Source organism: Rhodococcus sp. IC4_135 (assembly GCF_011602025.1).
Taxonomy (GTDB): Bacteria; Actinomycetota; Actinomycetes; order Mycobacteriales; family Mycobacteriaceae; genus Rhodococcus_F; species Rhodococcus_F baikonurensis.
On sequence record NZ_JAAOLG010000005.1, the window covers coordinates 167070 to 191911 of the forward strand.

At 61.3% G+C, this 24842-nt stretch carries 20 protein-coding genes and 1 pseudogene; 13 read left to right on the plus strand and 8 right to left on the minus strand.

What is annotated here, in order from left to right; genetic code table 11:
• The first annotated feature begins 347 nt into the window (after positions 1-347).
• Positions 348-1001, plus strand: a complete 654-nt coding sequence (locus G8767_RS12735; RefSeq protein WP_166810349.1) for a hypothetical protein — start codon at positions 348-350, stop codon at positions 999-1001.
• A gap of 43 nt (positions 1002-1044) precedes the next feature.
• Here G8767_RS12735 and G8767_RS12740 read toward each other — a convergent pair whose 3' ends face one another.
• On the minus strand, positions 1045-3705 hold the full coding sequence (locus tag G8767_RS12740; protein WP_166810350.1) for a DEAD/DEAH box helicase: 2661 nt from the start codon (positions 3703-3705) through the stop codon (positions 1045-1047).
• A gap of 122 nt (positions 3706-3827) precedes the next feature.
• On the opposite strand from G8767_RS12740, the gene G8767_RS12745 reads away from it, so the two are divergent.
• The 3 genes from G8767_RS12745 (at position 3828) to G8767_RS12755 (ending at position 13441) form a co-directional block, all read left to right on the plus strand.
• Positions 3828-7241 (plus strand): helicase-related protein, encoded by a 3414-nt coding sequence (locus tag G8767_RS12745; RefSeq protein ID WP_166810351.1) that lies wholly within the window; start codon positions 3828-3830, stop codon positions 7239-7241.
• Positions 7242-7365: 124 nt separating this feature from the next.
• Positions 7366-10074, plus strand: coding sequence for a DUF1156 domain-containing protein (locus G8767_RS12750; protein WP_166810352.1), 2709 nt, complete (start codon positions 7366-7368; stop codon positions 10072-10074).
• Between the two features lies 1 nt (position 10075).
• Positions 10076-13441, plus strand: a complete 3366-nt coding sequence (locus tag G8767_RS12755) for a Swt1 family HEPN domain-containing protein (protein WP_166810353.1) — start codon at positions 10076-10078, stop codon at positions 13439-13441.
• Positions 13442-13713: 272 nt separating this feature from the next.
• Here the strand turns inward: G8767_RS12755 and G8767_RS12760 are convergent, their stop codons facing one another.
• Complete coding sequence (locus tag G8767_RS12760; protein WP_166810354.1) at positions 13714-14358, minus strand: hypothetical protein; 645 nt, start codon at positions 14356-14358, stop codon at positions 13714-13716.
• 312 nt (positions 14359-14670) lie between these two features.
• Between G8767_RS12760 and G8767_RS12765 the strand changes: the two genes are divergently transcribed.
• Positions 14671-14871 carry a hypothetical protein gene (locus tag G8767_RS12765; RefSeq protein WP_166810355.1) on the plus strand — a complete coding sequence of 67 codons (201 nt, stop codon included), beginning with the start codon at positions 14671-14673 and terminating at the stop codon, positions 14869-14871.
• A gap of 278 nt (positions 14872-15149) precedes the next feature.
• On the opposite strand, the gene G8767_RS12770 is transcribed toward G8767_RS12765, so the two are convergent.
• On the minus strand, positions 15150-15380 hold the full coding sequence (locus G8767_RS12770; protein ID WP_166810356.1) for a hypothetical protein: 231 nt from the start codon (positions 15378-15380) through the stop codon (positions 15150-15152).
• A 198-nt stretch (positions 15381-15578) separates the two neighbouring features.
• On the opposite strand from G8767_RS12770, the pseudogene G8767_RS35800 reads away from it, so the two are divergent.
• A pseudogene (locus G8767_RS35800) lies at positions 15579-15826 on the plus strand (hypothetical protein).
• Between the two features lie 92 nt (positions 15827-15918).
• Here G8767_RS35800 and G8767_RS12780 read toward each other — a convergent pair.
• Positions 15919-16278, minus strand: a complete 360-nt coding sequence (locus tag G8767_RS12780; RefSeq protein ID WP_166810357.1) for an Lsr2 family protein — start codon at positions 16276-16278, stop codon at positions 15919-15921.
• 713 nt (positions 16279-16991) lie between these two features.
• On the minus strand, positions 16992-17669 hold the full coding sequence (locus G8767_RS12785; RefSeq protein ID WP_166810358.1) for a GntR family transcriptional regulator: 678 nt from the start codon (positions 17667-17669) through the stop codon (positions 16992-16994).
• Between the two features lie 59 nt (positions 17670-17728).
• Here G8767_RS12785 and G8767_RS12790 point away from each other — a divergent pair, with 59 nt between their 5' ends.
• The 3 genes from G8767_RS12790 to G8767_RS12800 all read left to right on the plus strand — a co-directional run bounded on the left by G8767_RS12790 (position 17729) and on the right by G8767_RS12800 (position 19442).
• Positions 17729-18355, plus strand: a complete 627-nt coding sequence (locus G8767_RS12790; protein ID WP_166810359.1) for a peroxiredoxin — start codon at positions 17729-17731, stop codon at positions 18353-18355.
• 125 nt (positions 18356-18480) lie between these two features.
• Positions 18481-19098 (plus strand): class I SAM-dependent methyltransferase, encoded by a 618-nt coding sequence (locus G8767_RS12795; RefSeq protein ID WP_166810360.1) that lies wholly within the window; start codon positions 18481-18483, stop codon positions 19096-19098.
• Positions 19095-19442, plus strand: a complete 348-nt coding sequence (locus tag G8767_RS12800) for a DsrE family protein (RefSeq protein WP_166810361.1) — start codon at positions 19095-19097, stop codon at positions 19440-19442. The genes G8767_RS12795 and G8767_RS12800 overlap by 4 nt, the downstream gene beginning before the upstream one ends.
• 37 nt (positions 19443-19479) lie before the next feature.
• Here the strand turns inward: G8767_RS12800 and G8767_RS12805 are convergent, their stop codons facing one another.
• Both G8767_RS12805 and G8767_RS12810 read right to left on the minus strand, forming a co-directional pair.
• A complete protein-coding gene (locus G8767_RS12805) occupies positions 19480-20352 on the minus strand; it encodes a cytochrome c biogenesis CcdA family protein (protein WP_166810362.1) in 873 nt (290 codons plus the stop codon).
• Between the two features lie 11 nt (positions 20353-20363).
• Positions 20364-21092 carry a thioredoxin domain-containing protein gene (locus G8767_RS12810; RefSeq protein WP_166810363.1) on the minus strand — a complete coding sequence of 243 codons (729 nt, stop codon included), beginning with the start codon at positions 21090-21092 and terminating at the stop codon, positions 20364-20366.
• A 106-nt stretch (positions 21093-21198) separates the two neighbouring features.
• Between G8767_RS12810 and G8767_RS12815 the strand changes: the two genes are divergently transcribed.
• The 3 genes from G8767_RS12815 (at position 21199) to G8767_RS12825 (ending at position 23367) form a co-directional block, all read left to right on the plus strand.
• Positions 21199-21711 (plus strand): hypothetical protein, encoded by a 513-nt coding sequence (locus G8767_RS12815; RefSeq protein ID WP_166810364.1) that lies wholly within the window; start codon positions 21199-21201, stop codon positions 21709-21711.
• Between the two features lie 78 nt (positions 21712-21789).
• Complete coding sequence (locus G8767_RS12820) at positions 21790-22197, plus strand: DUF302 domain-containing protein (RefSeq protein WP_058253875.1); 408 nt, start codon at positions 21790-21792, stop codon at positions 22195-22197.
• Positions 22198-23367: a hypothetical protein gene (locus G8767_RS12825; protein WP_166810365.1), complete on the plus strand. Its 1170-nt coding sequence runs from the start codon at positions 22198-22200 to the stop codon at positions 23365-23367.
• Between the two features lie 22 nt (positions 23368-23389).
• Here the strand turns inward: G8767_RS12825 and G8767_RS12830 are convergent, their stop codons facing one another.
• Positions 23390-23605 (minus strand): YgaP-like transmembrane domain, encoded by a 216-nt coding sequence (locus tag G8767_RS12830; RefSeq protein ID WP_006898201.1) that lies wholly within the window; start codon positions 23603-23605, stop codon positions 23390-23392.
• A gap of 33 nt (positions 23606-23638) precedes the next feature.
• Between G8767_RS12830 and G8767_RS12835 the strand changes: the two genes are divergently transcribed.
• On the plus strand, positions 23639-24475 hold the full coding sequence (locus G8767_RS12835; protein ID WP_166810366.1) for a sigma-70 family RNA polymerase sigma factor: 837 nt from the start codon (positions 23639-23641) through the stop codon (positions 24473-24475).
• The last annotated feature ends 367 nt before the right edge of the window (positions 24476-24842 follow it).

The window sequence follows — 24842 nt, forward strand, 5'->3', positions numbered from 1 at the left end:
GACTGCGCCCTCACCGCCATCGTCATCGCCTGGTGAGGCAGCCTGAAAAACGCGTGTCGAAAAGGTAAGGCCAACGGTTTATTCGCCATAGATTTCCGACACGAGTTCTCGACACCTCACCCTCAGTACGAGCTGGGGGTATACGTGCTTCACGGAAGCGTCGAATACCGATCGATTTTCGACAGGCATTATGAAAATTCAGTGTTTCTGGGTTCACGTTTCGATACCCACCTGTTTCGTACGGCCAAATTTTGCTGACCTGCACCGGCGGCCGGACAGAAAACACTCACCGACAATCCGCTCGCTTAGGGGAAATTCGTGTCGGTGCCTTCCTGCAGGATTGGTGCATGGAAGACGCGCAGCAACTCGCAGAAGCCGTTTTCGAGTCATTACGCCGACACGTGATGATGGCTCGGCTGGCGCCGTCAGGTGGAGCAGTCATGGCCCTTCTAAAAGTTCGTCAGTCCTACTCGGTGAGTCGCCATCGGCCAATCTACTTGGATTTTGCCCACAGAGACGGTGTCCAACTGGTTGTCGAACCGACGCTGACGACTGAACAGATCGACAACCAGCTCACGACCTTTGGGCCTGGAACCGAGATCTTTCGCTGGTTCAACCGTGCGTGGATACCGTCGTTCTACGAAGAGTGGGACGGGGATTACCGACATCGGTTGGCGGTACTGTTGGAGAAGAAGGCAGACCAGGTAAAGGTCGGCTATTTCGGAGATCTTCGGCTGATTCGGAACGACATAATTCACCACAAAGCCCAGGTCACTGAGGCAGATCGCAGCAAGTGCAGCGTACTGCAGTGGTTCGATCGTGGGAATGAAATTGAGCTCAATAACAGTCACTACACCGAACTGTTCGACAAATTTCCGTGGAATAAGTTCGGTGCGACGACCCCCGAACCAGCGTCACCGACGCCAGTCAATACGACGATCCCGGCCTCTCCACTTGCAGCACTGCAGTGGCTTCAACGAAATGGTGGCTTCGTTCGATGAATAAATAGTTGTGCTGAATCTTTTGGCGAGCTCCCCCCGAGTATTAGCCACCTGGGTTATCGACCGGCGGAGCGGAGAATAAGCGTTCACGCTCAGCCGCGATGACATCACGCGCAAGCTCGGCTTCGGAGATGTCGTACGCTTCGGGCGCGCTTTGAGCGGTATCGCTGACGCGGGCGAATTCGTCGAACACTTCACGCTTTTTGGCCAGGATTTCGGTGATGCGCGGGTCAACCCCTTCTTCGGTGAGAAGCCGGTGAACTTGAACAGATTCCAGCTGTCCCATGCGACGTGCTCGCGCGATGGCCTGCCATTCGGTGGTCGGTTTGAGTTGCGGCTCGCAGATCACCACCACCGATGCTGCTTGAATGTTCAGGCCTACACCGCCGGCCACGATCTGTGACACCAGCGCGGCGCCGTGACCAGCGGCGGAGAACTGATCGACCATTGTCTGCCGCGTCGCTGCGGGGACGGACCCGGTCAACGGCCCGAATACCTTGCCCGGCAACGCGCGAACAATTTGTTCGAGCACTCCGCGGAAGTGGGAGAAGACGATCACTCGGCGGCCGTTTTCCTCGGCTTCCGCGACGATCTCGAGGAGCCGTTCCATCTTTTGCGATCGCTTGCCCTGGGACATGGCGGCTTGGCGCATTGCCATGAAGTTTCCTGCCGCCACGGCGTCCCGGTAGGCACTGGCATCAGCGGTCGAGAATGGTAGCCATTCCTCGACTTCGACCAGGTCCGGCAGCTCGGTGAGCACGTCCTCCTGATTCCGGCGGAGGTAGGCCGGGGCGACTTGCTTCCGGAACAGGCGGGGAGACAGTTCAGTGGCATCGACCACGAGGTCTGGCCGGAGGTAGCCGACAAGGTTGCGGAACTCGTCGATGCGGTTCTCCAGCGGTGTGCCGGTCAAAAGGATCGCCCGCTCTACCGAGTCGAGTAGTCGGGTGGTGCGTTGGGTGCGCTGCGCGTCGGGGTTCTTGATGTAGTGCGCCTCGTCTACCACGACGCAACCCACCTCGGAGACTGTGCTGGTCTGGTTTTCGAACCATGCAAGAGTCTCGAATGTTGTCACGGCGACACCGCCGTTGCGACGCCAGTTCTGAGCGGCGCTCTCTCGCCCGGGGCCGTGGACACGGTGGGGACGCAGGCCGGACTTGGACGAGACTTCTCGGATCCAGTTGGTCACGACTGCGGCGGGGCAGATCACCAGGGTGTGGTGAGAGCCTTTCGCTCGCAGGTGGGCGAGTACGGCGAGAGCTTCGACGGTTTTTCCGAGGCCCATCTCGTCTCCGATGATGACTTTCCGTTGGACGAGGGCGAACCGTGCCCCGAAACTCTGGTAGCCGCGCAGGGAAGCGGCAAGGTGCTCCGTGTCCAGTTCCAGGGCCCGGACTGCCTCGATGATGTCGCCGGAGAGGTCGCCGTGAGCCTTTTCCTCATCTTCGGTGATGAAGCCGAGTTCGGCGAGTAAGGCAAAGTAGTCGGCCGGCCTCGTGAGGAAGTCGTCCCACGGGTCGACTGCCCCTGTCCCTTTAGGACTGCTTGTCTCGGAAATGATGTGGGCGCGTCGAATTACCGTTGCGACGTCGTCGTACAGCCCGGACAAAGGCTCGGTTTTATTGCGGAAGACAGCGACGTGGGTGACCTTCCAGTCCAAGGCTCGGGCGAGGGGGGTGAGTTCTTCCACGCGAGCGAGGTCGGCCGTGGCCCCTTTTGTCTTTCTGACGGCGTCCCACGCGGACAGACAGCGTAGGAGCTCGGTGGTGTGACTTGTTCGGTTCTTGATGTCGATCCGCGTTGGCATCTCGTCGTACGTTGTCTGCCAGAGCGTCTGAGCGGCACCGCGTATGCGGGTGGCGGTCGTTGCTCCAATCCCGGGCACCTGTTGAAGGCGGTCTCCCAGTTCCAACACCGACTGGACTGTCGTGATGCCTGCGTCGGTGAGTGGCCCGAAGCGAAGCCTGTCGCGGGTGGCCTCTTTGAGTCGTTCGACCGACATTTCCGTGAGGAGGGCGCGGGTTTCGGCGCGTCGGACTTCGTTTCCGGCGTTCACGGCATTGCTGCGGGACTGAGCCTCGTCCTTGAGTGCTCGCTCGATGGTCGTGATGGCCTTGGGGAGACCGACGAAGCCGGTAACCGGTACGACTTCGGCTTTCGAGCCGAAGTCTTTGAGGTGTGAACGCAATCCGACCCGCTCGGCCAAGGCATCGGAAAGGTCGATCTGGTCCACCACGACCGACTGGCTGTCGAGTCGATCAAGAAGAGTATGTAGCCCTGCGCTGGTCGATTTCTCGTGGAACTCCACCAGGAAATCGGCAGCGGCACGGCCGGTGTCGCGCTTCTTACCGCCGCGGAAGAACCGGCGCATCCCGAAGGTGAGATGGACGTCCTGCGTCGCGGTAGCGGCTTCACCTTGGAGTCGCTTGAGAGCTAACTTGTCGGCGGACGTTAATGGAATCAATCGCGACTGCCGCGCTATCTCTCCGAGCAAGGCACTATCCGTCTGCCGTAGCGGGATCATCCGCCAAATCGCGCTTCCGTTCCGCCGGATGTCCACGACGGAACGGCGCAGCGTAGCGATGGCGTCGGTAGCGGCTTGCTCGATTTTCGCGCGTCGCTCCGTGACGGAGTTCGCCTGGTTGACCCAGCCGGTTACCTCGTCGGTGATTACGCGTACTCGTTGTTGGTCGTGTTGTTCCATCTGCCTGATCACTGGGTGGTGGTTGCTGAGAAGATTAGCCCGGCCGCGGAGATCACGGCCGCGGACATGCTGTGTCGGATCCCTCCGCTAGCGTTGGCCGACTGTCGACCAGGAGGTTCAACGTGCAGCTCGAGGAACTGAAGCCGGGATTACGCATCAACGGGCTCATCCCCGCCGAGGTAGTCACCGTCATCGCCGTGCAGTGGCATGGCAGCGACGCTCTCGAGCTGACCTACAAGACGACCGTCGGGGGGCTCGGTCAACAAGTCATTTTCCGGAAGAACGAAGCTCAGCTCGACATCGCGCAGACCGGCAGCCGCCCTTTCGATGCGCCGGCCTCGGACTTCAAGCTCGTCGCCGAAGCGCAGCGCATCGGCCTCGCCGGCTTGTTCGACCCGATGCTCGCCGTCGCGACCAGCGACGTCCAACCGCTTCCTCACCAGATCAGAGCGGTCTACGGGGAGCTACTTCCGCGCACTCCGCTACGGTTTCTCCTCGCCGACGATCCGGGTGCCGGCAAGACGATCATGGCCGGGCTCTACATCAAGGAGCTGATCCTGCGTGATGACGTTCGCAAATGTCTGATCGTCGCTCCGGGCGGCCTCGTCGAGCAGTGGCAGGACGAATTGTTCTTCAAGTTCGGGCTCCGGTTCGACCTACTGACGAACCAGTTGATCGACGCCAACATCAATCTCAACGTCTTCGACTCCAACCCGCTGTTGATCGCTCGCATGGACCAACTTTCCCGCAACGAGCAGCTGCAGAATCAGCTCGGGGAAACCGAATGGGACCTGGTGATCGTCGACGAGGCGCACCGCATGGGCGCCCACTATTTCGGCGGGAAGTTGAACAAAACCAAAAGGTTCCTGCTGGGTGAAGCACTCGGCGAGATAACCCGTCACTTGCTGTTGATGACGGCGACCCCGCACTCGGGGAAGGAAGAGGACTTTCAACTGTTCCTCACCCTGCTCGACAAAGACCGGTTCGAGGGCAAGTACAAAGTCACCGCCGACACCAGCGGCATCATGCGCCGCATGGTCAAAGAAGACCTACTCACCTTCGAAGGCAAGAAACTCTTTCCCGAGCGCATCGCCGAGACCGTCCCGTACGAGCTGACCGCGCTCGAGTACGACCTCTACGAACAAGTCACCTCCTATGTCCGCGAAGGGATGAACCGCGCCGAACGCGTCGGCGGAAAGCGAAAGAACACCGTCGGGTTCGCCCTCACCGTCCTCCAACGCCGGCTCGCCTCCAGCCCCGAAGCGATCTACAAAAGCCTCGTTCGCCGCACCGAACGACTCGAACGTAAGAAACAGGACATCCTCAACGGCACCTACACCGAGACGGAACCGAGCCTCGATCTGGCCGACCTCGACACCGACGACTACAACGCCGCCGAGATCGAAGAATTCGAAGAAGAACTCCTCGACGCCGCGACAGCCGCGCAGACCGTGGAGGAACTCAACACCGAACTCCTCGAACTCGCTGACCTGACACGGCTCGCCAAACAAGTTCGCGACGCCGGCACCGACCGCAAGTGGACCGAACTGTCCACGATCTTGCAGGACCATGCTCTCACCACCGACCGCAACGGGTGGCCCCGCAAGTTCATCATTTTCACCGAACACCGCGACACCCTCGACTACCTCCGAGCTCGGATCGGTTCCCTCCTCGGCCGCCCCGACACGGTCAAAGCCATCCATGGCGGCGTGCGCCGCGGTGAACGCCGCCAGATCACCGAAGAATTCACCAAGAACCACGCCTGCCAGATCCTGCTCGCCACGGATGCGGCGGGGGAAGGTCTCAACCTGCAGGCGGCGCACCTGATGGTCAACTACGACCTGCCGTGGAATCCGAACCGCATCGAGCAGCGCTTCGGCCGCATCCATCGCATCGGGCAAGAAGAGGTCTGCCGGCTGTGGAACCTCGTCGCAGCTAACACCCGCGAAGGTGAAGTCTTTACCAGGCTGCTCGGCAAGATCGAGGAGCAGCGAAAAGCTTATGGCGGCAAGGTCTTCGATGTGCTGGGTGAGGCGTTCGCGGATACTCCCCTGCGCGATCTTTTGATGAATGCCATCCAGTACGGCGAGTTGCCGGAGGTGAAAGCCAAGATGCACGAGGTCATCGACCGCTCGGTCGGCGACGGGCTCAAGGAGCTGCTCGACGAACGCGCCCTCGCTTCCGAGCATCTCGCCGACTCCGACCTCGCCGCGCTCCGAGCTGCGATGGACGATGCCCGCGCCCGTCGCCTGCAGCCGCATTACATCGAGCTGGCGTTCAAGGCCGCCTTCACCCGGCTCGGTGGCCGCATCGCGAAACGGGAAAAGGGCCGCTACGAGATCCCCAACGTGCCCGCCCACCTTCGCGCCAGCAAGCACGGACCCATCGCAACCCGCTATGACCGGGTGGCTTTCGATCTGCCCCACGTCCAACACGATGACCTCGCCCGCGCCGATCTGCTCGCCCCCGGCCATCCGCTGCACGACGCCGTGATGGACGAAGCACTGCGACAGTTCGGGGGCACTCTCACCGCCGGCACCGTTCTGGTGTCCTCCACGCTGGAGGAACCGCAACTGCTCGTCGGAGTGACCGAGGAAGTCGCCGACGCGACCGGGGCCTCGGTGGCCCGCCGCTTCGGCTACGCCTTTGTCGATCACTACGGCGCCGTCACCCCTGCCGGACCGGCACCGTATCTGGATTGTGTGGCGGCCCCTGACGTGCCGGCTGTCACCGCGGCCCGCTCGCTCCCGTGGCTGGCCGACGCGGAAGACAAAGCGGCGAGCTGGATCATCTCCCATCAGCTCCCCGAGTATCTCGCCGAGGTCCAACCCCAGCGGGCAGCTGAACTGCACAAGACCCGCGAACTCGTCACCACACGCCTCCAAAGCGAGACCGAAAGACTCCTCCTCGATGCCGCCGTCGCAGCAGAGAAGGAACAAGCCGGCGACAAGGCCAAGGAGTCGTCAGAAAGCCTGAACCGCAAGGCCGTCGAGCTCGACCACCGCCTCCGCCTACGCCTGGAACTGCTCGACCAACAAGCCCTCATGTCCACCAAACCGCCGCTCATCCTGACCGCAGCCCTCGTACTGCCTATCGGGATGATCGACGACGCGGACCTGCCCGCTACCGCACCGATCCACGCCAAGGAAACCAAAGAAGTCGAACGCCGCGGCGTCGACCTCGTCCTGGCATGCGAGCAGAAGGTCGGCCGACAGCCAGTCGAGCAGGCCTTCAACAACAAAGGCTTCGACATTCTCTCCACCGCCCCCAACGGCGACACCTACCGCATCGAGGTCAAGGCACGGCTCGACGGCGCCAAGGACTTCTTCGTCACCCACAACGAGGTCATGACCGGCAAAAACGCTGTCCCGCGCTACAGGCTCACTCTCGTCCGCGTCGACCCCCGCGGCGCACAGTTCGACGAGGTTCGCTACCTCGACGACCCCTTCGCTTCCACCGACCTCGGCGATTTCGACGCCACAGGGATTCGGGGTAGCTGGGACAAGATGTGGGCTAAAGGCAAGAGGCCATTCTGATGCGTTGCAGAGGGCACAGGCCGCTTCGCTGAGGAGCACCACTAGGTTAGAAAGAAAAGTTGGTGCCACATCCGTGGCACTTTGCCCAACCGAAAGGTCGGGCTGCGAGAGGTCGAGGAAACAAGTGACGAAGCGCAAATTAATCGAGGTAGCGCTACCTCTAGCGGCGATCAATCGGGAGTCTGCCCGCGAAAAGTCGATCCGTCACGGCCACCCATCGACACTGCACCTGTGGTGGGCACGTCGACCCTTGGCTGCTGCGCGTGCAATCCTATTCGCCCAACTTGTCGATGACCCCTCCTCACTGCCAGAGGAATTCCCGACCGAGGAGCTACAGCGAAAAGAGCGAGAGCGACTTCACAAGTTGATTGAGCGGCTCGTCGTTTGGGAGAACATCCGCGATGAAGGATTGTTTGAGGAGGCTCGCGCCGAAATAATAAAGTCGGCAGGCAGTACGCTTCCACCGGTACTTGATCCTTTCGCTGGCGGCGGGACAATCCCATTGGAAGCACAGCGACTTGGACTTGAGGCATTGGCCTCTGACCTTAACCCGGTTCCTGTTCTCATCAACAAGGCTCTGATCGAGTTCCCTGCTGTCTTCTCAGGCAGACCACCAGTGTTTCCGGGGCTGGCGGAGTCTCAGATCAGAAATTGGCGTGGTGCAGAAGGACTTGCGGCGGACGTTCGCGCCTACGGCCTATGGATGCGCAACGAGGCTCAGCGACGACTGGCTTTGCACTACCCGTCGGCTAAGGGCAAGACTCCGATTGCATGGATATGGGCGCGAGCTGTCACGTGCCCAAACCCCGCCTGCGGTATCGAGACACCGCTCGTGAACTCTTTCACCGTTTGCACGCGCAAAGACAAAGAGGCGCAAATCGTGCCCTCCGTCGTCGATGGTGTGGTTCGCTACTCAGTGTCCAGACAGCTTGCATCGATACCCGGAACTGTTGGCCGAACCGGTGCACGTTGCCTCGCTTGCGATTCCCTCATCCCGCTTGACTATGTGCGGTCTGAGGGGAAGGCGAAGCGCCTCGGACGTCATCTGCTGTGCACTGTCGCCGAAGGCCATCGCAGCCGGAGCTACGAGGAACCTGATCACGTGGCTGTCGAGGCGGCCGATGTCTTCCCGCCTGATGACTTCCCTGAGGTCCCACTACCGACGAAGGCACTCGGCTTTCGCATCCAAGCTTACGGCCTGACCTCGCAAAGTGACTTCTACACTGCACGCCAACAATCGTTACTCATGGAACTCGTCCGACTAGCACGCGAGGCGCGGGAACTCGTTCTCCAGGAATCGGGAGATACGGCCTACGCAAATGCACTTGCAGCCTACTTAGCACTCTTCGTGGGACGAGTGGCCAACCGCGCTTCCAGCCAGAGTTTTTGGCATCCTGGTCGAGAGACTGTCGAGCAAGTCTTCGCACGCAATGCCATGCCGATGATCTGGGTGTATGCCGAGTCGAATCCCTTTTCAGCGTCTTCAGGCAACATTGAGGGCCAACTCGACTACCTCGTTAAGGCGCTTGAGCGAGTTCCAGCAAAAGGTAAAGGATCTGCGACTCAGAGAAACGCAGTCGATATCCCCGCTGGACCCCTGGTGATCAGCACTGATCCTCCTTACTACGACAACGTCCCCTATGCAGATCTATCCGATTTCTTCTATCTATGGCATAGACAGGTTCTTCGCGACTACATACCGGACCTTTATGGGACTCGAGTAACTCCGAAAGCCGAGGAACTCATTGCGGAGCCAGCCCGCCATGAGAATGCAGCCGCAGCAGCGCAGTTTTTCGAGCAAGGCCTGCGCGAAGTTTTCGATTCAGCCCTCGCCGCACAACATAGTGCGTTTCCGATGTCTATCTACTATGCCTTCAAACAGTCAGAGACTGATGATCTCGGAACCGCCTCTACCGGCTGGGAGACAATGCTTCAAGCGTTGATCGACGCTGGAGGTCAAGTAACCGCAACCTGGCCGGTCCGTACCGAACTTAGTGGGGGGCTTCGAGAGCTTGGTAGGAACGCACTCGCCTCGTCCGTCGTTCTGGCTGTTCGACGCCGCGAGGCGACAGATGCTGTGACAGACCGTCGAGGATTCATCGCCGCGCTTGAGCAGGAACTACCCGACGCCTTGCGCAAACTCCAGCAAGGCGATGTCGCTCCGGTCGATCTACCTCAGGCTGCGATCGGGCCCGGAATGGCGGTATTCAGCAGATATGGCTCCGTACTAGAGAGCGATGGCACTCGAATGAAGGTTCGATCGGCCCTTGGGAGGATAAACGAGGTTCTCGACGCAGTATTGAACGAACAGGAGGGGAACTTTGACTCCACGTCAAGATTCGCCGTTGCTTGGTATCGCCATACCGGCTATGGAGTTGGCAAGTTTGGCGATGCCGACAGCTTGGCTCGTGCACGAAACACGAGTGTTGATGTAGTAGCCAGAGACGGAATTCTGTCTTCTCGAGCAGGCAATGTCCGGCTTGTCAAACCAAGTGACCTGTCGTCGGAGTACGACGTACTGAAGGATTCCCACATCAGCAACTGGGAAGCACTTCACCATCTGATCAAGGTGCTAGAGCGCGACGGTATCGAACCGGCTGGCGGATTCCTACAGAAAGCCCTGGTCCGCCCCGACGGTGCGATTGACGCCGACCTCGTGAAGGAATTGGCTCATCTATTATTCCGCATCGCGGAGGGCAATGGCTGGACGAAAGACGCTCTGAGCTTCAATACCCTGGTGACGAGCTGGTCCGAAATTCTTGAAGTCGCCCGCACTCCTAAGAAGGTGCCTGCCACGCAGGGTGCCTTCGACTTCGAGCGGGAGCTGAACTGACATGGCAGTGAGTAACCGTGACCGGATCGATCAAATGTTCCAGGTGCTGGCGCCCGCTCTCGACGACTTCATATCCTTGGTAGTCGGGCAGGTCGATCCGGCGCTGGGCGCGGATTGGGTCAAGCTGGTGCGAGGCAAGGACTTGAAGAATGGGGCACCGGCAGGCAAGTCGTACGACCCCCTCGACCCCCAAGTTCAATTCCGAATGCTGACCGAGAGCAACATCACCGCCAACTACCAACCTCGTTGGTATCCGTTCAGCCAAGCGATCGGCCGGGCAGGAGAGACCTTCGCCAACGAGTTACGCGAAGTGCGCAACACATGGGCGCACAATGGCTCCTTCAGCGACGACGACGCTTACCGTGCACTGGATACCGGTGAACGCCTGCTCAAACTGATCGGCGCGGCCGCTGAGGCCGAGCAGGTCACGAGCATCCGACTGAACCTACGCCGTGTCACCTCTGACAAGGCCGACAAGAAGGTACTCAAGTCGGCCGTCGACAACCCCGAAGCCACGGGGCTCAAGCCGTGGCGCGAGGTCCTGCCTCCCCACGAGGACGTGGCTACGGGCAACTTCCACGCCTCCGAGTTCGCCGCTGACCTCTTCAAGGTCGCCAACGGCGGCGAGGTAGACGCCGACTATGCCGACCCGGTGGAGTTCTTCAAACGAACCTTTCTCACCGAGGGACTGCGCGATCTGATCGGGCGGGCGGTGCGTCGCATTTCGGGCGACGGTAATGCCTCACCGGTCATCAACCTGCAGACCAACTTCGGTGGCGGCAAGACCCATTCAATGTTGTCGCTCTGGCACATTGCGGCGGGACTGCCGGTGGGCCAGTTCCCGCAGGAGACCCAAGAGCTAATGAACAGCAGCGGTTACACCGGCGACAAGATTAACCGGGTCGCTATCGTCGGTAACCACCTGAGCCCTTCCGGTGCCGCAAAGCTAGACGGCACCCAGGTGAACACGGTGTGGGGTGAGCTGGCGTGGCAACTCGGCGGCACGGAAGGCTATGCGCTGGTAGCGAAAGCAGACGCCGACCGAACACCGCCGGGACAAGCCCTGCACGACCTATTGGCGGCATACTCGCCAGCGGTGATCCTGATCGACGAGTGGGTGGCCTATGCCCGCTCCCTCGTGGGGCGAGACGATCTGGCGGGCGGCACGTTCGACGACCAGTTCACCTTCGCTCAATCTTTGACGGAGGCTGTAAAAGGAACCCCGGGTGTGCTGCTGGCGATCTCCATCCCTGCCTCAGAAACGGGCGACGACGCGAACAACACCGTCGCTGGTAACGCCGAGGAAGTCGGTGGTGCCCACGGCCTGGAGGCACTCAAGCGACTCCAAAATGTCGTGCGGCGGATAGCCGATCAGTGGCGCCCGGCCTCCTCGGACGAGGCTTATCACATCGTCAAACAGCGCCTGTTCACCCAGCCGGACGCCGCAGCACTGGCCGCGATCGGTGCGTCAGCGCGGGCGTATGTCGAGATGTACCGCAAGTACACCGACGACTTCCCTCGCGAAGCCCGGGACTCGGCGTACGAAGACCGAATCAAGCAGACTTACCCGATTCATCCAGAACTGTTCGACACGCTTTACGAGGAGTGGTCGTCGCTAGAGCGGTTCCAGCGCACCCGCGGCGTACTGCGCTTGATGTCGACGGTGATTCACGCACTGTGGACCGGTGAGGATGCCTCGCCGCTCATCATGCCCGGTTCGATCCCACTGGCGACCGCGAATGTGAACTCCGAGCTGACGCAGTACCTTCAGGATTCCTGGAAGGCAATCATCGACGCCGATGTCGATGGAACTAACTCCGAACCGGCACGAATAGACAAGGAGAAGCCCCTATTCGGGCAGCGGTCGCTGACCAAGCGTCTCGCCCGCACCGTGTTCTTCGGTGCGGCGCCGACTGTCGCGCCCGGCGCGGCCAGCAAGGGCATCGGCACCCAGCGGGTATTCCTCGGTACCGCCGTCCCCGGCGATGTGCCAGGGAACTTCCACGCGGCCCTGACTCAACTCGGCGACCGGGCGACGTACTTCTACTCGGGCTCCGGGAAATATTGGTACGACTTGCAGGCGAATATCAGCCGGACTGCGAAGGATCAGGCCGAGCGGCTTCACAAGGAAGATGTGTGGGCCGAGATCGCCCGCAGGTTGCAGGGGCAAAGCCGCACCAGGGCGGACTTCGCCGGCGTGCACGTCAGCCCCGAATCCAACGCGGACATCCCCGATGTCGATGAAGCCCGGTTGGTCATCTTGCACCCCAAGGTGTCCCACAAACGCGGCACCGAGTCCGCTGCCAAGGAGTTCGCCCGTAAGGCCACCGAGCAGCGCGGCAGCGCAAACCGGACCCACCGCAACATGCTCATCTTCCTGGCTGCCGACGAAGCTCGACTCGAGGAACTCGACCACGCCACCCGCGACTACCTCGGCTGGAGCCATGTCCTCAGTGATGGGGCCGACCTGGACCTGACCCAGAACCAGAAGAACCAGGCTGCACAGAAGCAAGCCCAGGCCGATCAGACCGTTACATCGCGGCTGTTGCAGACCTTCACCTGGGCACTTGTCCCCGCCCAACCTGATCCCGGCGCTCCGTTCCTGATTCGCGAGGTCAAGGTCGAGGGTCAGTCCACCTCGCTGGCCGAGCGGGCCTCACGCCGACTCTGCAACGACGGCGACCTCTCCACCCGACAAGCCGCCGCCACCATTCGCCTAGCCATCAGCAAAGTCCCCCAGATCTGGAAAGACGGTCACGTCTCCCTCGGTACCCTTTGGAGCCTCTACAGCCAATACCCCTACATGCCTCGACTCCGCGACCGAGGCGTATTAGACGAAGGCATCATCGACCTGCCAATGATCTGGCAAACCGACGCCTTCGCCCTGGCTACCGGCTACGACGAGACCAACGCCCGCTACATCGGACTGTGGATTCCCGACGACAAAGGCGCCGCCCCCGCAGCTACCGACTCCCTGCTACTCGTTCGCCCCGACATTGCTACCAAACAACACGACGCCGAGTCTTCGGCTCCGGTGGAGCAGGACGGCGAAGAATCAAAGCAGACGGAAGAAGGCTCGTCGTCGACCAAGAAACCACCGCGGCTCGACATCGTCTTCCCCGATGCCAAAACCAAGACACGTTTCTACGGTGTCAAAACCCTCAATGCCGACAAGATCGCACTCGACTTCAAGAATATTGCTGACGAAGTGCTAGCCCACCTGCGTGCTGATCCGAACACCGCCCTCACCGTGCGAATCGAAATCGAAGCCAGTAACAATCCCGGTTTCGACGAGAGCAGGATCCGCACTGTTTCCGAAAATGCACGCACGCTTAAATTCGACCAGTCTGGCTTCGAAGAGAATTGAACTAAGAGCGAATCGCCGGGTTCAAAACATCTCATCGCAAGCTATCTACCCGATAGGACTGCGAAAGGTTGCACCACTTAGTGGTGCAACCTTTCGTATAACACTCAATTTCTTGAGTGCGTACTCACCGATCCGGCTCGAACACCGCCCAGACCATCTCGGACGTGATCGCGGGCTCCGCACTCGATCACGCCGAATTTTCGGCGTCTGTCAGTTTCAGAAGACCACTGCACGCTAGCGATTCCGCCAATTTTCCGTGTCCCGAAAATGACCTAGACTCGCTGGGTCCGAACGGGTTGGCGTTCGTCGTGAGGGCAGCCAAGCCAAGGTGATAGTTCGCCGTCCGCGAGTCGCAATTGTACGTCGCACCGATCGCCGAAAACCCCCACAGGGCTGACGGATTCGATGGTCACCCATTCGTAAGTTTCGGCACTCTCAAACTGGCCGAGGTAGCGAGGTACTTCGTCGCCCGGCCGTAAGTTGCTTACGATCTTGCTCGGCCACCACCGTCGAGCTCCGTCGATCATGCATTCCGCGTCTTCGGCGCGCTCACGCAAGTCCGGTACGGATCCCTCTTGGACACCCATCACGATCATTCGAGAAAGGTCCAGGTTATCGATCCCAGGAAACCTGCGGACGGCATCTCGAATCTGCGTGTCGATCGGAATCTGCGCGCGGAGCAACCCGTCAAGAAGTTCATCGCGTTCAAACTCGTCGATGAATCCCGCCTCGTATTGCGCCTCAGGCGATGCCGCCTGGTGCCGGCCGACCTTGATCCATACTGAGTCGAGGTACTTCCGTTTGAGGTCTGCGACCTGACCGCTTACTGCGGGCGCAGCATTGTGCCCTTTCCGTAGCGTGCGGGCCAAGGTGCTACGGGGAATGCCGAGTTCTTTCGAAGTCTCTCGAAGCGACATACCGAGCATGTCCAGGCACGAACTTGTAGCTGAGTCCGCGATGTGATCGCGGACTGCTGTCCATGCTTCCGCCTCACGTCGAGCAATCGCATGTGCCGCAAGATTTGCTTGTGCGATTTGTTGCTGCTCATCAGGGTTCACCTGTCTCACGATAGACCAAAAGTCAAGATATGCCCCAAGTGGGACACTTTATGACTTTTGGCGCTCGCTGGGACGTCCATACCGCTCTCGACCTATTGAGCCCAAGACTGCTTTCGGAACACTGCCGGGTGCGCCGGCAACGGTCAGGGGACTGCCGGGCGATACCCCGGTGTGACACGAGCGCGGGTACTGATTGTCGTCGCCACGGTAGGCCTGGCACTGTTCCTTAGCAGCGGGATCGCGGCCGCCTCTCCTGGTAGACCGGACCCGTACTGGTGGATGGGCCCGCAGATCCGGCCGTGGCTCGAGCCGATTTTCGTCAGCCTGGCAAACTGGTTCTTCAACCTGCCGCTGGTGCCGTACCTGTCTTAGCCGTGCCGCGGACACAAATCACGTGCTGGTACGTCGCGATGAGGAGTCATAGTGGACGAAATGGCGCGCTGCCATCCTTCCCAGCATGACCATGAACTGACGCTACCGTGCGGCGTAATACCAACGCAGTTAGATCAGTGCATCCTACGAGTTCTCCACTCGTAGGATGCACTGTGCGTCTGACCATTCCGACCCACAATCCTCTTCGCCGCAGCGGAATCGGTTGACTACATCATCAACGCAGCGAGAACACGTGCTGCTGACTGGATCTCAAATGTCTAGAGGGTGATCACAGCCGCCGAACCACCTGCAATGACCAAGCCGACAAGGAACACGACGGACCAAAATTTCACGTTAGCGACTTTCTGCACCTGCTTCTTCGCGTAGCTTTCCTCCGACTCGAAAAATCCTTGCCCCGGAAAATTGGCAATCGTTTGAATGACACCTGTGATTCCAGTTAGAACCACGACCACACCGATAAAAGCGGTGATCACAAAAAACCACGTCATTGTGGAGCTTTACCACGACGCCCTGTCAGCAACATCCATCCCTGCAGGTCCGTGACGATTTCGCACTCAGGTCGACACCTTGGTTGGTAGTTTCAAGCCTCGTTTGCGGCGTGATTGATTGTCTCAAATTCGAAACAGGCAAACGCCCATGGCGATATCGACGGTGAGCCTGTCGGATTCTCTGCCAGAATCAGGCCTATGTCCGATTCTGACGCTCAACGCACTGCACCCATTGCTGTCGGGTCCCGAGCCACGGTAATCCCGACCTCCAGATCACAGGCCGGCGATACCAAACCCCAGGTCGGTACCGTGGTCGAAGACTACGGCGATACCGTCATCGGCAACTCTGACCTGGGGCGGACTGGGCGCCAGTGCAGCGGTGGGCGATCGCCCTCGACGACGGCCGTTTGGTCTTCGCCGCCGAAGGCGGTCTCGAACTCGCCTGAACCTTTCCCTCTTTCACCGAGACCGAGAAAAATCACGGGATAGAAGTACGACACTCGTTGATGTCAGTGAGAAAAGATGCTGTTCACAAGCCTCAATGCGCGGCGTCAAAAGCCTCGATGACGTCGGCCTTGATCCTTCCGCGCGGGGAAACGACGAATCCGTTCTTGGCGGCCCAGTCCCGGATCGCTTTCAGTTGCTCGGCGGATCGACCAGACCCCGACATCTTGATCGCAGTCGAAGTATTCGCACGCGCCTTGCCGGCAGAGGAGACCTTCTCGGCCACCTTTATATACGGCGCGAACACCGCCTCGATCTTGTCGGCATTCGCGGGTCGCAAATCAATCCGATAATCGGCACCCTGATACGAAAAGGCGACTTCGTGCCCCAATCCGGCGTCGATGGGCTTTCGGTCGAGATCGTCGATAAGTTGGCGAATAAATACTTCGGCCACAGGGAATCCTCTTCGTTACATTCTGGATGAATATCGCGTTCATGTTATCCGAAGTATCAAATAATCGTGGCCATCCTGCTGTCGCCCGCGGATCATCACCTCGCACGCGAGCTCGAGCGTCCCCAGGCGGTCTCGGCAGTCGATCGGTCCCGATTTTCGGCGTTACCGAACCGTGTTTCATAAACGCTCGTATTTGAAACGTCGAAGACAATTTTCTGTGAGCTGGTCGAAGATCTGTTCCGAAACTCGTGTCCAAAACCGATGGTTCAATATGTAGCCTGTCGGTGAGTTCTGGAACACTGCTGCCTCATGGGTGAACTTTTGGGTTGTCAGTTTCAGAAGACGACTGCACTGTGTCAGAAGTGGACTGCACTGGACGGTCGACTAAGTCGCCATAGCTTAGAGAGTGATGTCCACAATTTCGCTGACGAAGCCAGCAGCCGTCTCACCGACAAACGGAATCAGAGTGAGCGGCGTGAGCGAGTGCTACGGAATCCTCCGATAAGAGGGCGCGTCACCCCCGGGGCGCGGTTCGGGTTCGTTCGATCTTTCGAATAACTGAGCACGGGTTTCATACACCGTCACTATGGCTGGATGTGGATCGCACATAGCGTCGCTTGACGTCCGAATCCACCGAACCGGCCATGCCGTTCGGATAGGTGACGGGCCGCGGAGCAGAGGCAGCTGCGGTCGTTGTGGTCGCGCCCTTCCGCTCAATCTGACGTGGGGTCGCCGCGGATGAAGGTCTCTTCGTGTTCGCGGGACAGCCGAGCGGCCCTTTCTGCATCGCCCGCACCGAGCGCTTCGAGTATTACTTGGTGCTGTTCCGTGCTGGCACCCATGTCGAATCCTGGTGCCAATACGAGTTGAGCGGTTCGACCTTCGATCGACAGATGCTCCCACGTCGACAGCAGTGTGCTGTTGCCGGAGGCCGCGACGATGAGCCGATGGAATGCCATAGCGTGCGCGACCCATGCTCGACCGTTCGCGGCGACGGCGGCGGAGCGCATACCGTCGACTTCATCGGCAATGCGGTCCACCGCCATGCCGCGACCGGCTGCAAGTCGTGCTGCTGTCTCTTCCAGTGCTGCGCGCACCACTGACACCTCATCGAGCTCGTCCTGGTCGACCCGTCTGACTCGGCACCCGCGGTGGGCTTCGAAGACCACCAGGCCCATTCCGGCCAACTGCCGAAGAGCTTCACGGACGGGACCTTGGCTCACGCCAAGCTCACGAGCGATCCGCGTCTCGATCAACCGATCTCCTGGCGAGTACGTGCCATCGGCTATTCGTTCCCACAGCAGATCTTTGATCTGTTCGGGCAGACCGGTCACCGTGACGCCCTGCCCTGTCTTTGACCGAGCATCCGTCGACTTCGAGGGGACTTTCACATGTACGATCATAAATGATCGATCATTTTTGATCTACCGATAATTGAAAGGACGCACCGATGAGTATTCGATTGGGCGATACAGCTCCGGATTTCACCGCCGCCACCACCACAGGAACGATCTCCTTCCACGAATGGCTGGGAGACTCGTGGGGAATGCTGTTCTCCCACCCCGGTGACTTCACGCCCGTATGCACAACCGAACTCGGTGCGGCAGCGCGGCTGAAACCTGAGTTCGACCGACGTGGAGTCAAGCTACTCGGCCTCTCTGTGGACTCGGTGGATTCGCATCTGGCATGGGAAGGCGATGTCGGTCAAACGCAAGGCACAGCAGTGAATTTCCCGATGATCGCAGACACCGATCGCGCAGTCTCCGAGCTCTACGACATGATTCACCCGAGCGCCAGTGCGGCGGCCACCGTACGTTCGGTGTTCGTCATCGCACCGGACAAGTCGATACAGCTGATCCTCACTTACCCGATGTCCACCGGCCGCAACTTCACGGAAATTCTGCGCGCGATCGACAGCTTGCAACTGACCTACGGTCAGCCAGTGGCTACGCCCGCCGACTGGCAGCCGGGTCAAGACGTGATCATCGGACTGGGCGTTTCCGACGACGAGGCAACAACACGGTTCCCCGGATATCGAACCTTGAAGCCTTATCTGCGGTTGACCGCGCAGCCCTGACCAGGGCACCCGTTCACACTGTTACCCCCCGGGGTACAGTGAAGTGAGTCACAGCTTCGTCGCAGCGTCGGGTTGCCCGACCCTGCGGTGGTCAGCGGTGGTCAACAGTGGAAAGGCGTGAATCAGTGAATTCGTCGGACTGGGATGCTCGGTACAGCAGCGTCGAGCATCCGTGGGGGTCGGCCCCGGCGGCTGCCCTCTCTGCGCGGTTTGCGGAGCTGACCCCTGGCCGGGCGGTCGATCTGGGGTGCGGGGACGGGCGCCACGCTCGATGGTTGGGCGACGCGGGGTGGACGGTGAATGCTGTCGATTTTTCTTCTGTGGCAATCGAACTCGCACGCAGCGGCGGGGAGGACCGGTCGATCGACTACACCGTCGCCGACGTCCGGGCCTGGGAGCCGCCCGGCCCGGTGGATCTGGTGGCCATCGGCTTCCTGCATCTACCGGTCGACGAGTTGGTTGCCGTCCTTGCCGGTGCAGGAAGTTGGCTCGCACCGGGTGGACGGCTGTTGTATCTCGGTCATGCGCTCGAGAACTTCACTCACGGAGTCGGAGGCCCGCCGGATCCGTCGATCCTGCCCGCCATCGACGACCTCGCCCGCGCCGCGAGCGGATTGCAGGTCCACGAGCTGGAACATCTGGTCCGCCCTGTCGGTGAGGGTCGGGCCATCGATGTTCTTCTCCATGCACAGCCGTGGGGCACCGCAGCTCACCGTGATCTGAAGAACGGAACTTTCACGTGACCGATCATCTGACTCCCCTGCGTGTGGTGTTCGCCGTGAACACCACACCCACCGTGGTGGTGCGGGCGATCCACAATCTTCTCGATGCTGCGACCGAGCCGGTGACGATCGAAGTCGTGTGTTTCGGACCGGGTCTCGATGCGGCCTTGCGGTGTTCGGATATTTCCCTGGAGATGCGGGCGTTGATCGATTCGGCCTCCATCACGGTGAAAGCATGCCGCAACAGTCTGGAGGGCAGAGGGCTCGGTGACGACGATCTGCTGATGGGTGTCGAAGTGGTTCCCGCTGCAGTGCTCCATCTCGCTCGACGTCAGCGAGATGGGTGGTCACAGCTCTACACCTGACATCACATCCCCGCTCCAGTGTCGTAGGCACACCGTCTCAGAGAGTTCGGTCCTCGCGTTCACCGAGCTCGGAGGACTCGGCTGCGGTGTCGCGGTCTCGACCACGGACGATGCGCACCGTCAGGACTGCGATGATCACCAGCACTGCGATCAGGAGCACTGCGGTGTTCGGTACCGCGTCGGCCACGTCGCTGATCCAGACCTGCAGCGAGTACTGACTGTCGACCCCCATGACGCCGCCGAGGTTCGCTGTGCCCTCCGTGAGCAGGAACAGCACTCCGATACCGATGAAAAGCACCCCCGATATCAGAGACGTCGTGTGCGTTTTCAGCGGTCCTATGCTGATTTCCTTGCCGCGCAGCCACGTTCGTGATCCGAGCGAGAATCGGTCCCAGACCAGCGCGAGGACGAACAGGGGTACCACCATCCCCGCTGCGTAGAGTGCCATGAGCACTCCGCCGTATACGGCCTGACCGCCGGCGACGGCAACGGTCAGGACCGCGCCGAGCAGGGGTCCCGAGCAGAACCCTGCGAGCCCGTAGACCGCGCCGAGGGCGAACACCGATCCGGTGGAGGAGACGTCGATGCGCGCGGCTGCTCTCTGAGCGGACCCCAGCGCAAAGCCGCGACCGACGATGATCATCACTCCGAGAACGATGATGACCACACCGCCGATCATCGTGGTGACCTCGCGATACCGGGTGATCGCCGAGCCGATGGCACCGACTCCGGCACCGAGAGGAACCAAGACCGCTGCCAGCCCGAGGTAGAAGATCCCGGTGCGGCCGGCGAGCTTGCCGGCCCCGTCGAAGGCGTACGCGAAGAAAGAAGGCAGCAGCAAGGCCGAGCATGGACTGAGAAGTGCCAGCAGCCCGCCGAGAAATGCTCCGAGAAGTCCGATCTGCGACATCGTGGGCCGCCCTACGCGCCGGCTGCGGTGTCGATCAGATCGACGAATTCCGAGAACGGTTGCGCGCCCAGAACCGGATCACCGTTGACCGAGAACGCCGGAGTGGCCGGGATACCCAGCGACTGCGCTTCGGTGGAGTCGGCGGTGATCGCGGCATCGAATGCGGTGCCGGTGGCGTCGGCGGTGAACCGAGCCAGATCCGGTACCCCGGCCTGTTGCGCGTAGCTTTGCAGCGACTCCAGTGTCAGGTCCGCGTGACCGGTCTCGGGTGCATCGGCGTAGACGGCGCGGGTGAACTCCCAGAACTTGCCCTGGGCGGCGGCAGCGCGTCCGGCCCGGGCAGCATCGAATGATTGTTGCCCGAAAATGGGTAGATCTCGCCATTCGATGCGCAGGGTGCCGGTATCGACGTATCGATCGATGAGCTGCGGCTCGGTTTCCCGGCTGAACTGGGCGCAGAACGGACACCGAAAGTCCGAGAAGGCGATCATCACCACCGGGGCGTCGACGTCGCCGAGGGCCATCGGATCATCGGGCTCGCGGTGCGCCAGATCGCCGAGCGGTCCCATCACCGGCGGGCCGCTCGCGCTGCTCGACCCGGCGTCCGGTGCCGCCTCCGACTGCTCGCCGTCACCTGTCGTTCCGAGCACGAGAGCTCCCACGAGCACGGCCGCCACCACCACGGCGATGGCCAGGAGCACGATGTCTCGTCGGCGAGTGGAGCGAGATGTCGAAGTCATGCAATACCTTTCGGCAGTCGGCAATACTGGCAGCGATACCCATCTGGGTATAGCCTCACAGTGTCACCCTACTCACACAACTACAACCCGTAGGAGATCCTCGCTGATGACCGAGCCCGCCACGTCCGATCGCCTCGACGTCGAAACCGCAGGCCGTTCCGACGACGAGGTGATCGCTCAGCCCGCTCGGCACGGGCGTTGGGGGATGCGGGCGGCACGCGGCACCGTCGCCGGTGTGATCACGGTGTTGGTAGTGGGCATTCCCACCGACATCATCGACACGCCGGTGTTCGGCCGTGAGGTGCCGGTGCGGGCGTGGGAGCTTCCGGTTCTGCTGGCCACGGCCCTGTTGACCGCACTGTGGTTCGGGATCGATAAACCCGCGCGGGTCGAGCGGACCGGCACACCCGCCGCTCTCGGTGTCGTACTGACCTTCTTCGCCGTCGGATGTCCGGTGTGCAACAAGCTGGTACTTCTTGCACTCGGCACCTCGGGCGCACTGGGTTTGTGGGCACCGATACAACCCATCCTCGCCGGGGTGTCCCTGGCGATGCTGACGGCAGCGGTGATCGTCCGATGGCGCAAACGCGACTGCACCTCCGCGTCCTGCGCAGCATGACCGGGCGACGCCTGCTCAGCCGCGCACCGACCATCGAGTGACCGACACCCGAACCGATCGAAAGGAACCGAACGAACTATGACCGAACTGGCCATCGGCACCCGCGTGGACATGCCGTTCGAGGAAACCGTGGACGCAACCCGTGAGGCGCTCGCCGAACAGGGATTCGGAGTGCTCACCGAGATCGACATGCAGTCGACGTTGAAGAGCAAGATCGACGCCGACATCGAACGCTACGTCATCCTCGGAGCATGCAATCCGCAGCTGGCGAAGGCTGCGATCGACACCGATCGGCAGGTGGGGTTGCTGCTGCCGTGCAACGTGGTGGTGCGAGCCGACGGCAGCAGCACCATCGTCGAAGCAATGAACCCCCAAGTGATGGTGGGGCTCTCGGATGCAGCGGGCCTGGCCGAGGTCGCCGACCGGGCCACTGCACTGCTGCAGAGCGCAATCATGGCACTCGGCGGAGACAGCACCACCACCTAGATGGGTTCGCACCGTATCGGCAGAGCGGCGGTGATCGGGACCGTTGCACTGTGCTCAGTCGCGCTGGCGTCGGGGTGCAGTTCCTCGCCTACTCGAGACGCCACGGGCACCGATCCGGCGGCGCACCCGTCGTCGCCGTCCGCGCCGCCGGCGGGCTTCGGAGACACGGCACTGTGGTCGATCCCGTTCCTGTCGCAGCCTCACATCGTCGAGGACGGGTTCGTCGGAGTCGTCGACTCCTCGGACGCATCCGGTTCGCACCGGGTGCAGGTACTCGACGACACCGGCACACCACGATTCGGCGTGGACGTACCCGCCGATCGCGACGAGTTCGCGGTCACCAGCACACACAACCGTGAGCTGTTGATCACCGAGGACATCGATGATCCCGGTTCGCGTGCACCGGCCACGATGACCGCCCGCGATACCCGCACCGGCGACCTCGTATGGGGTCCGGTCTCCGCTGCAGGCTGCCTGACCGGGTCCGGACTGCTGATCGACGCCGACTGCTCGCAGACAGCAAAGCCCGCGGCCGTGGCCGCCATCTCGGCAACCGACGGACACCGCACCGACCTGACGGGTGCGATCTCCGAATCCGGTGGATACGCGGTCACCGTCGACGGCGACACAGCGCGCATCGTGACCGCCGACACCGGCAACACCGCCTGGTCCACCGACACCCTCACCCCGCCCCCCGCAGCGATCCCCGGGACCGCACGATTCGTCGCCACCGCCGGCAATGCAGTGGTCGTGGCCTGGACGATCCCGACCCGTCCCGAACCGATCCAGGCGGTCTATCGACTCTCCGATGCCGAGATCCGATGGATCAGCGGTAGCCGCAGTCCGATGGTAGTGACCGCCGACAGCAGTAGCGGGGCGACGATGATCACCACCGCAGACCTCACCGACGACGGCATCGCTGTCCTGTTCGAGCAGTACGGCACCCGAGGTTTCACCGCCGATCAATTTCCCGCCGCCGACCGCTTCGCTCTGGTCGGCGGCATCGTCTACGGCACGTCGGACTCGGGGGTGACTGCCATCGATGCGACCTCCGGCCGCGTCACCGGCACATCACCGAGTGCCGCACCGACAGCAGTGACCTCGAACGGTGTCGCATTGGCCCAGAACAGCGACGGCTACACCGCATTCAAGGTGATCCCCCATTTCTGAGCTGCCCGCCCGCGCACCCCGTTCAGGACGTCTTGGGCCGACCTCGAAGATCGACGGAGAACAACGGGCCGAGCAGACACACGTTGATCACCCCGGTCAGCACGAAGACACCGCCGATCACTCCCACCACGATGCCCCCGACACCGCCGAGCACGACGGCGACCACGATCAGAGCGATTCCCACCACGATGCGCAGTGCGCGTCCGGCAGTACTGCGCATGAATTCGACGAACGACATGATGATTCCAGTTCTGTAGAGGGACTTTCACTGTTGGACGGGCGAGAACGCCGAAGTGGACCAATCCACGGCTCCTCGCGCGAACAGCCCAGCCCCGACCTCGACCTCGCGGCATACGACGAGCGCTTCGCGCGCGATCTGATCGACCAGGGCACGACTCTTCGTCGCTTCGCAGCCGCGATGACACGATCACCGGCCGATACCGACGATCTGGTGCAGGACGTCCTCGAACGCGCATGGCGCAACCGGAGAACGTTTCGATCCGAATCGGCGCTGACGACGTGGCTCTACCGGATCACGATCAACCGTGCCCGCGATGTGGCCGCACGCGCGGAGAATCAGCGCACCGAACCATCGGGCACGGGCGACATCGATGTACCGATCAGCGACCTCGAGCACCCCGAGACGGTCGCGCAGGCGCTCAGCGATCGGTCCACGGTGCGAGCAGCGCTGGCGACGTTGACCGTCGAGGATCGAATGGTCCTGGCACTGCACGACGGCGAGGGCTGGACGGCGACACAGATCGGTGCGGTCGGCGCGCTCACCACCGCAGCGGTGTACAAGCGCATCCACCGCGCACGGGTGAAACTGCTACACGCCCTCGACAACGGTCCCGCACACCCCCGAAACGACTCCCAGGCATGCCGGAGCACACTCGCCGCGGCATCGGACTACCTGGACGGGCGTCTCGATGTCGACGCGTCGGCCCGCATCGATACGCACCTGCGCCAGTGTCGCCGGTGCCCACCCATCGCACAGGCCCTGATCGGCATCAAGACCGCACTCGGCCTGCGTCCATGGACCAGCGCGGTGCCCGAACAGTTCGTCTACGACGTCGCCCACCTGGGAGGACCCTGCCCGCCGCGATGACCGATCATCCCCGACACCCAAAATCAGATACCCCATAGGGTATATTGAAAGTGAATTGTCGACCAAGGGAGAGACTCATGTGCAGGGCTGTCACGTGCAAGAAGTGCGGAAAAACGACGTGGGCGGGATGTGGTCAACACGTCGATCAGGTGATGCGGGGCGTTCCGGCGTCCAATCGCTGCAAGGGGCACGACTCCGATCCGAAGTCACCGGGATTGTTCTCCCGCATGTTCTCCAAGAAGTAGATCGCGGTCCGCAGCCCTGGTCCTGCCAGGGCTGCGATCCGAGTCGTCTTTCTTCGTGGTCTCGCCCGTCGCGGCGTCGACCGGCCAGACCGTGCATGCGCAGGTCCGCATCGTAGTGAACG

Excerpts from the sequence above, each read along its gene's own strand:
- G8767_RS12735 (WP_166810349.1), top strand. The coding sequence starts at position 348 with ATGGAAGACGCGCAGCAACTCGCAGAAGCCGTTTTCGAGTCATTACGC.
- G8767_RS12740 (WP_166810350.1), bottom strand. The coding sequence starts at position 3,705 with ATGGAACAACACGACCAACAACGAGTACGCGTAATCACCGACGAGGTA.
- G8767_RS12755 (WP_166810353.1), top strand. The coding sequence starts at position 10,076 with ATGGCAGTGAGTAACCGTGACCGGATCGATCAAATGTTCCAGGTGCTG.
- G8767_RS12760 (WP_166810354.1), bottom strand. The coding sequence starts at position 14,358 with ATGTCGCTTCGAGAGACTTCGAAAGAACTCGGCATTCCCCGTAGCACC.
- G8767_RS12770 (WP_166810356.1), bottom strand. The coding sequence starts at position 15,380 with ATGACGTGGTTTTTTGTGATCACCGCTTTTATCGGTGTGGTCGTGGTT.
- G8767_RS12790 (WP_166810359.1), top strand. The coding sequence starts at position 17,729 with ATGAGTATTCGATTGGGCGATACAGCTCCGGATTTCACCGCCGCCACC.
- G8767_RS12805 (WP_166810362.1), bottom strand. The coding sequence starts at position 20,352 with ATGTCGCAGATCGGACTTCTCGGAGCATTTCTCGGCGGGCTGCTGGCA.
- G8767_RS12810 (WP_166810363.1), bottom strand. The coding sequence starts at position 21,092 with ATGACTTCGACATCTCGCTCCACTCGCCGACGAGACATCGTGCTCCTG.
- G8767_RS12815 (WP_166810364.1), top strand. The coding sequence starts at position 21,199 with ATGACCGAGCCCGCCACGTCCGATCGCCTCGACGTCGAAACCGCAGGC.
- G8767_RS12820 (WP_058253875.1), top strand. The coding sequence starts at position 21,790 with ATGACCGAACTGGCCATCGGCACCCGCGTGGACATGCCGTTCGAGGAA.
- G8767_RS12825 (WP_166810365.1), top strand. The coding sequence starts at position 22,198 with ATGGGTTCGCACCGTATCGGCAGAGCGGCGGTGATCGGGACCGTTGCA.
- G8767_RS12830 (WP_006898201.1), bottom strand. The coding sequence starts at position 23,605 with ATGTCGTTCGTCGAATTCATGCGCAGTACTGCCGGACGCGCACTGCGC.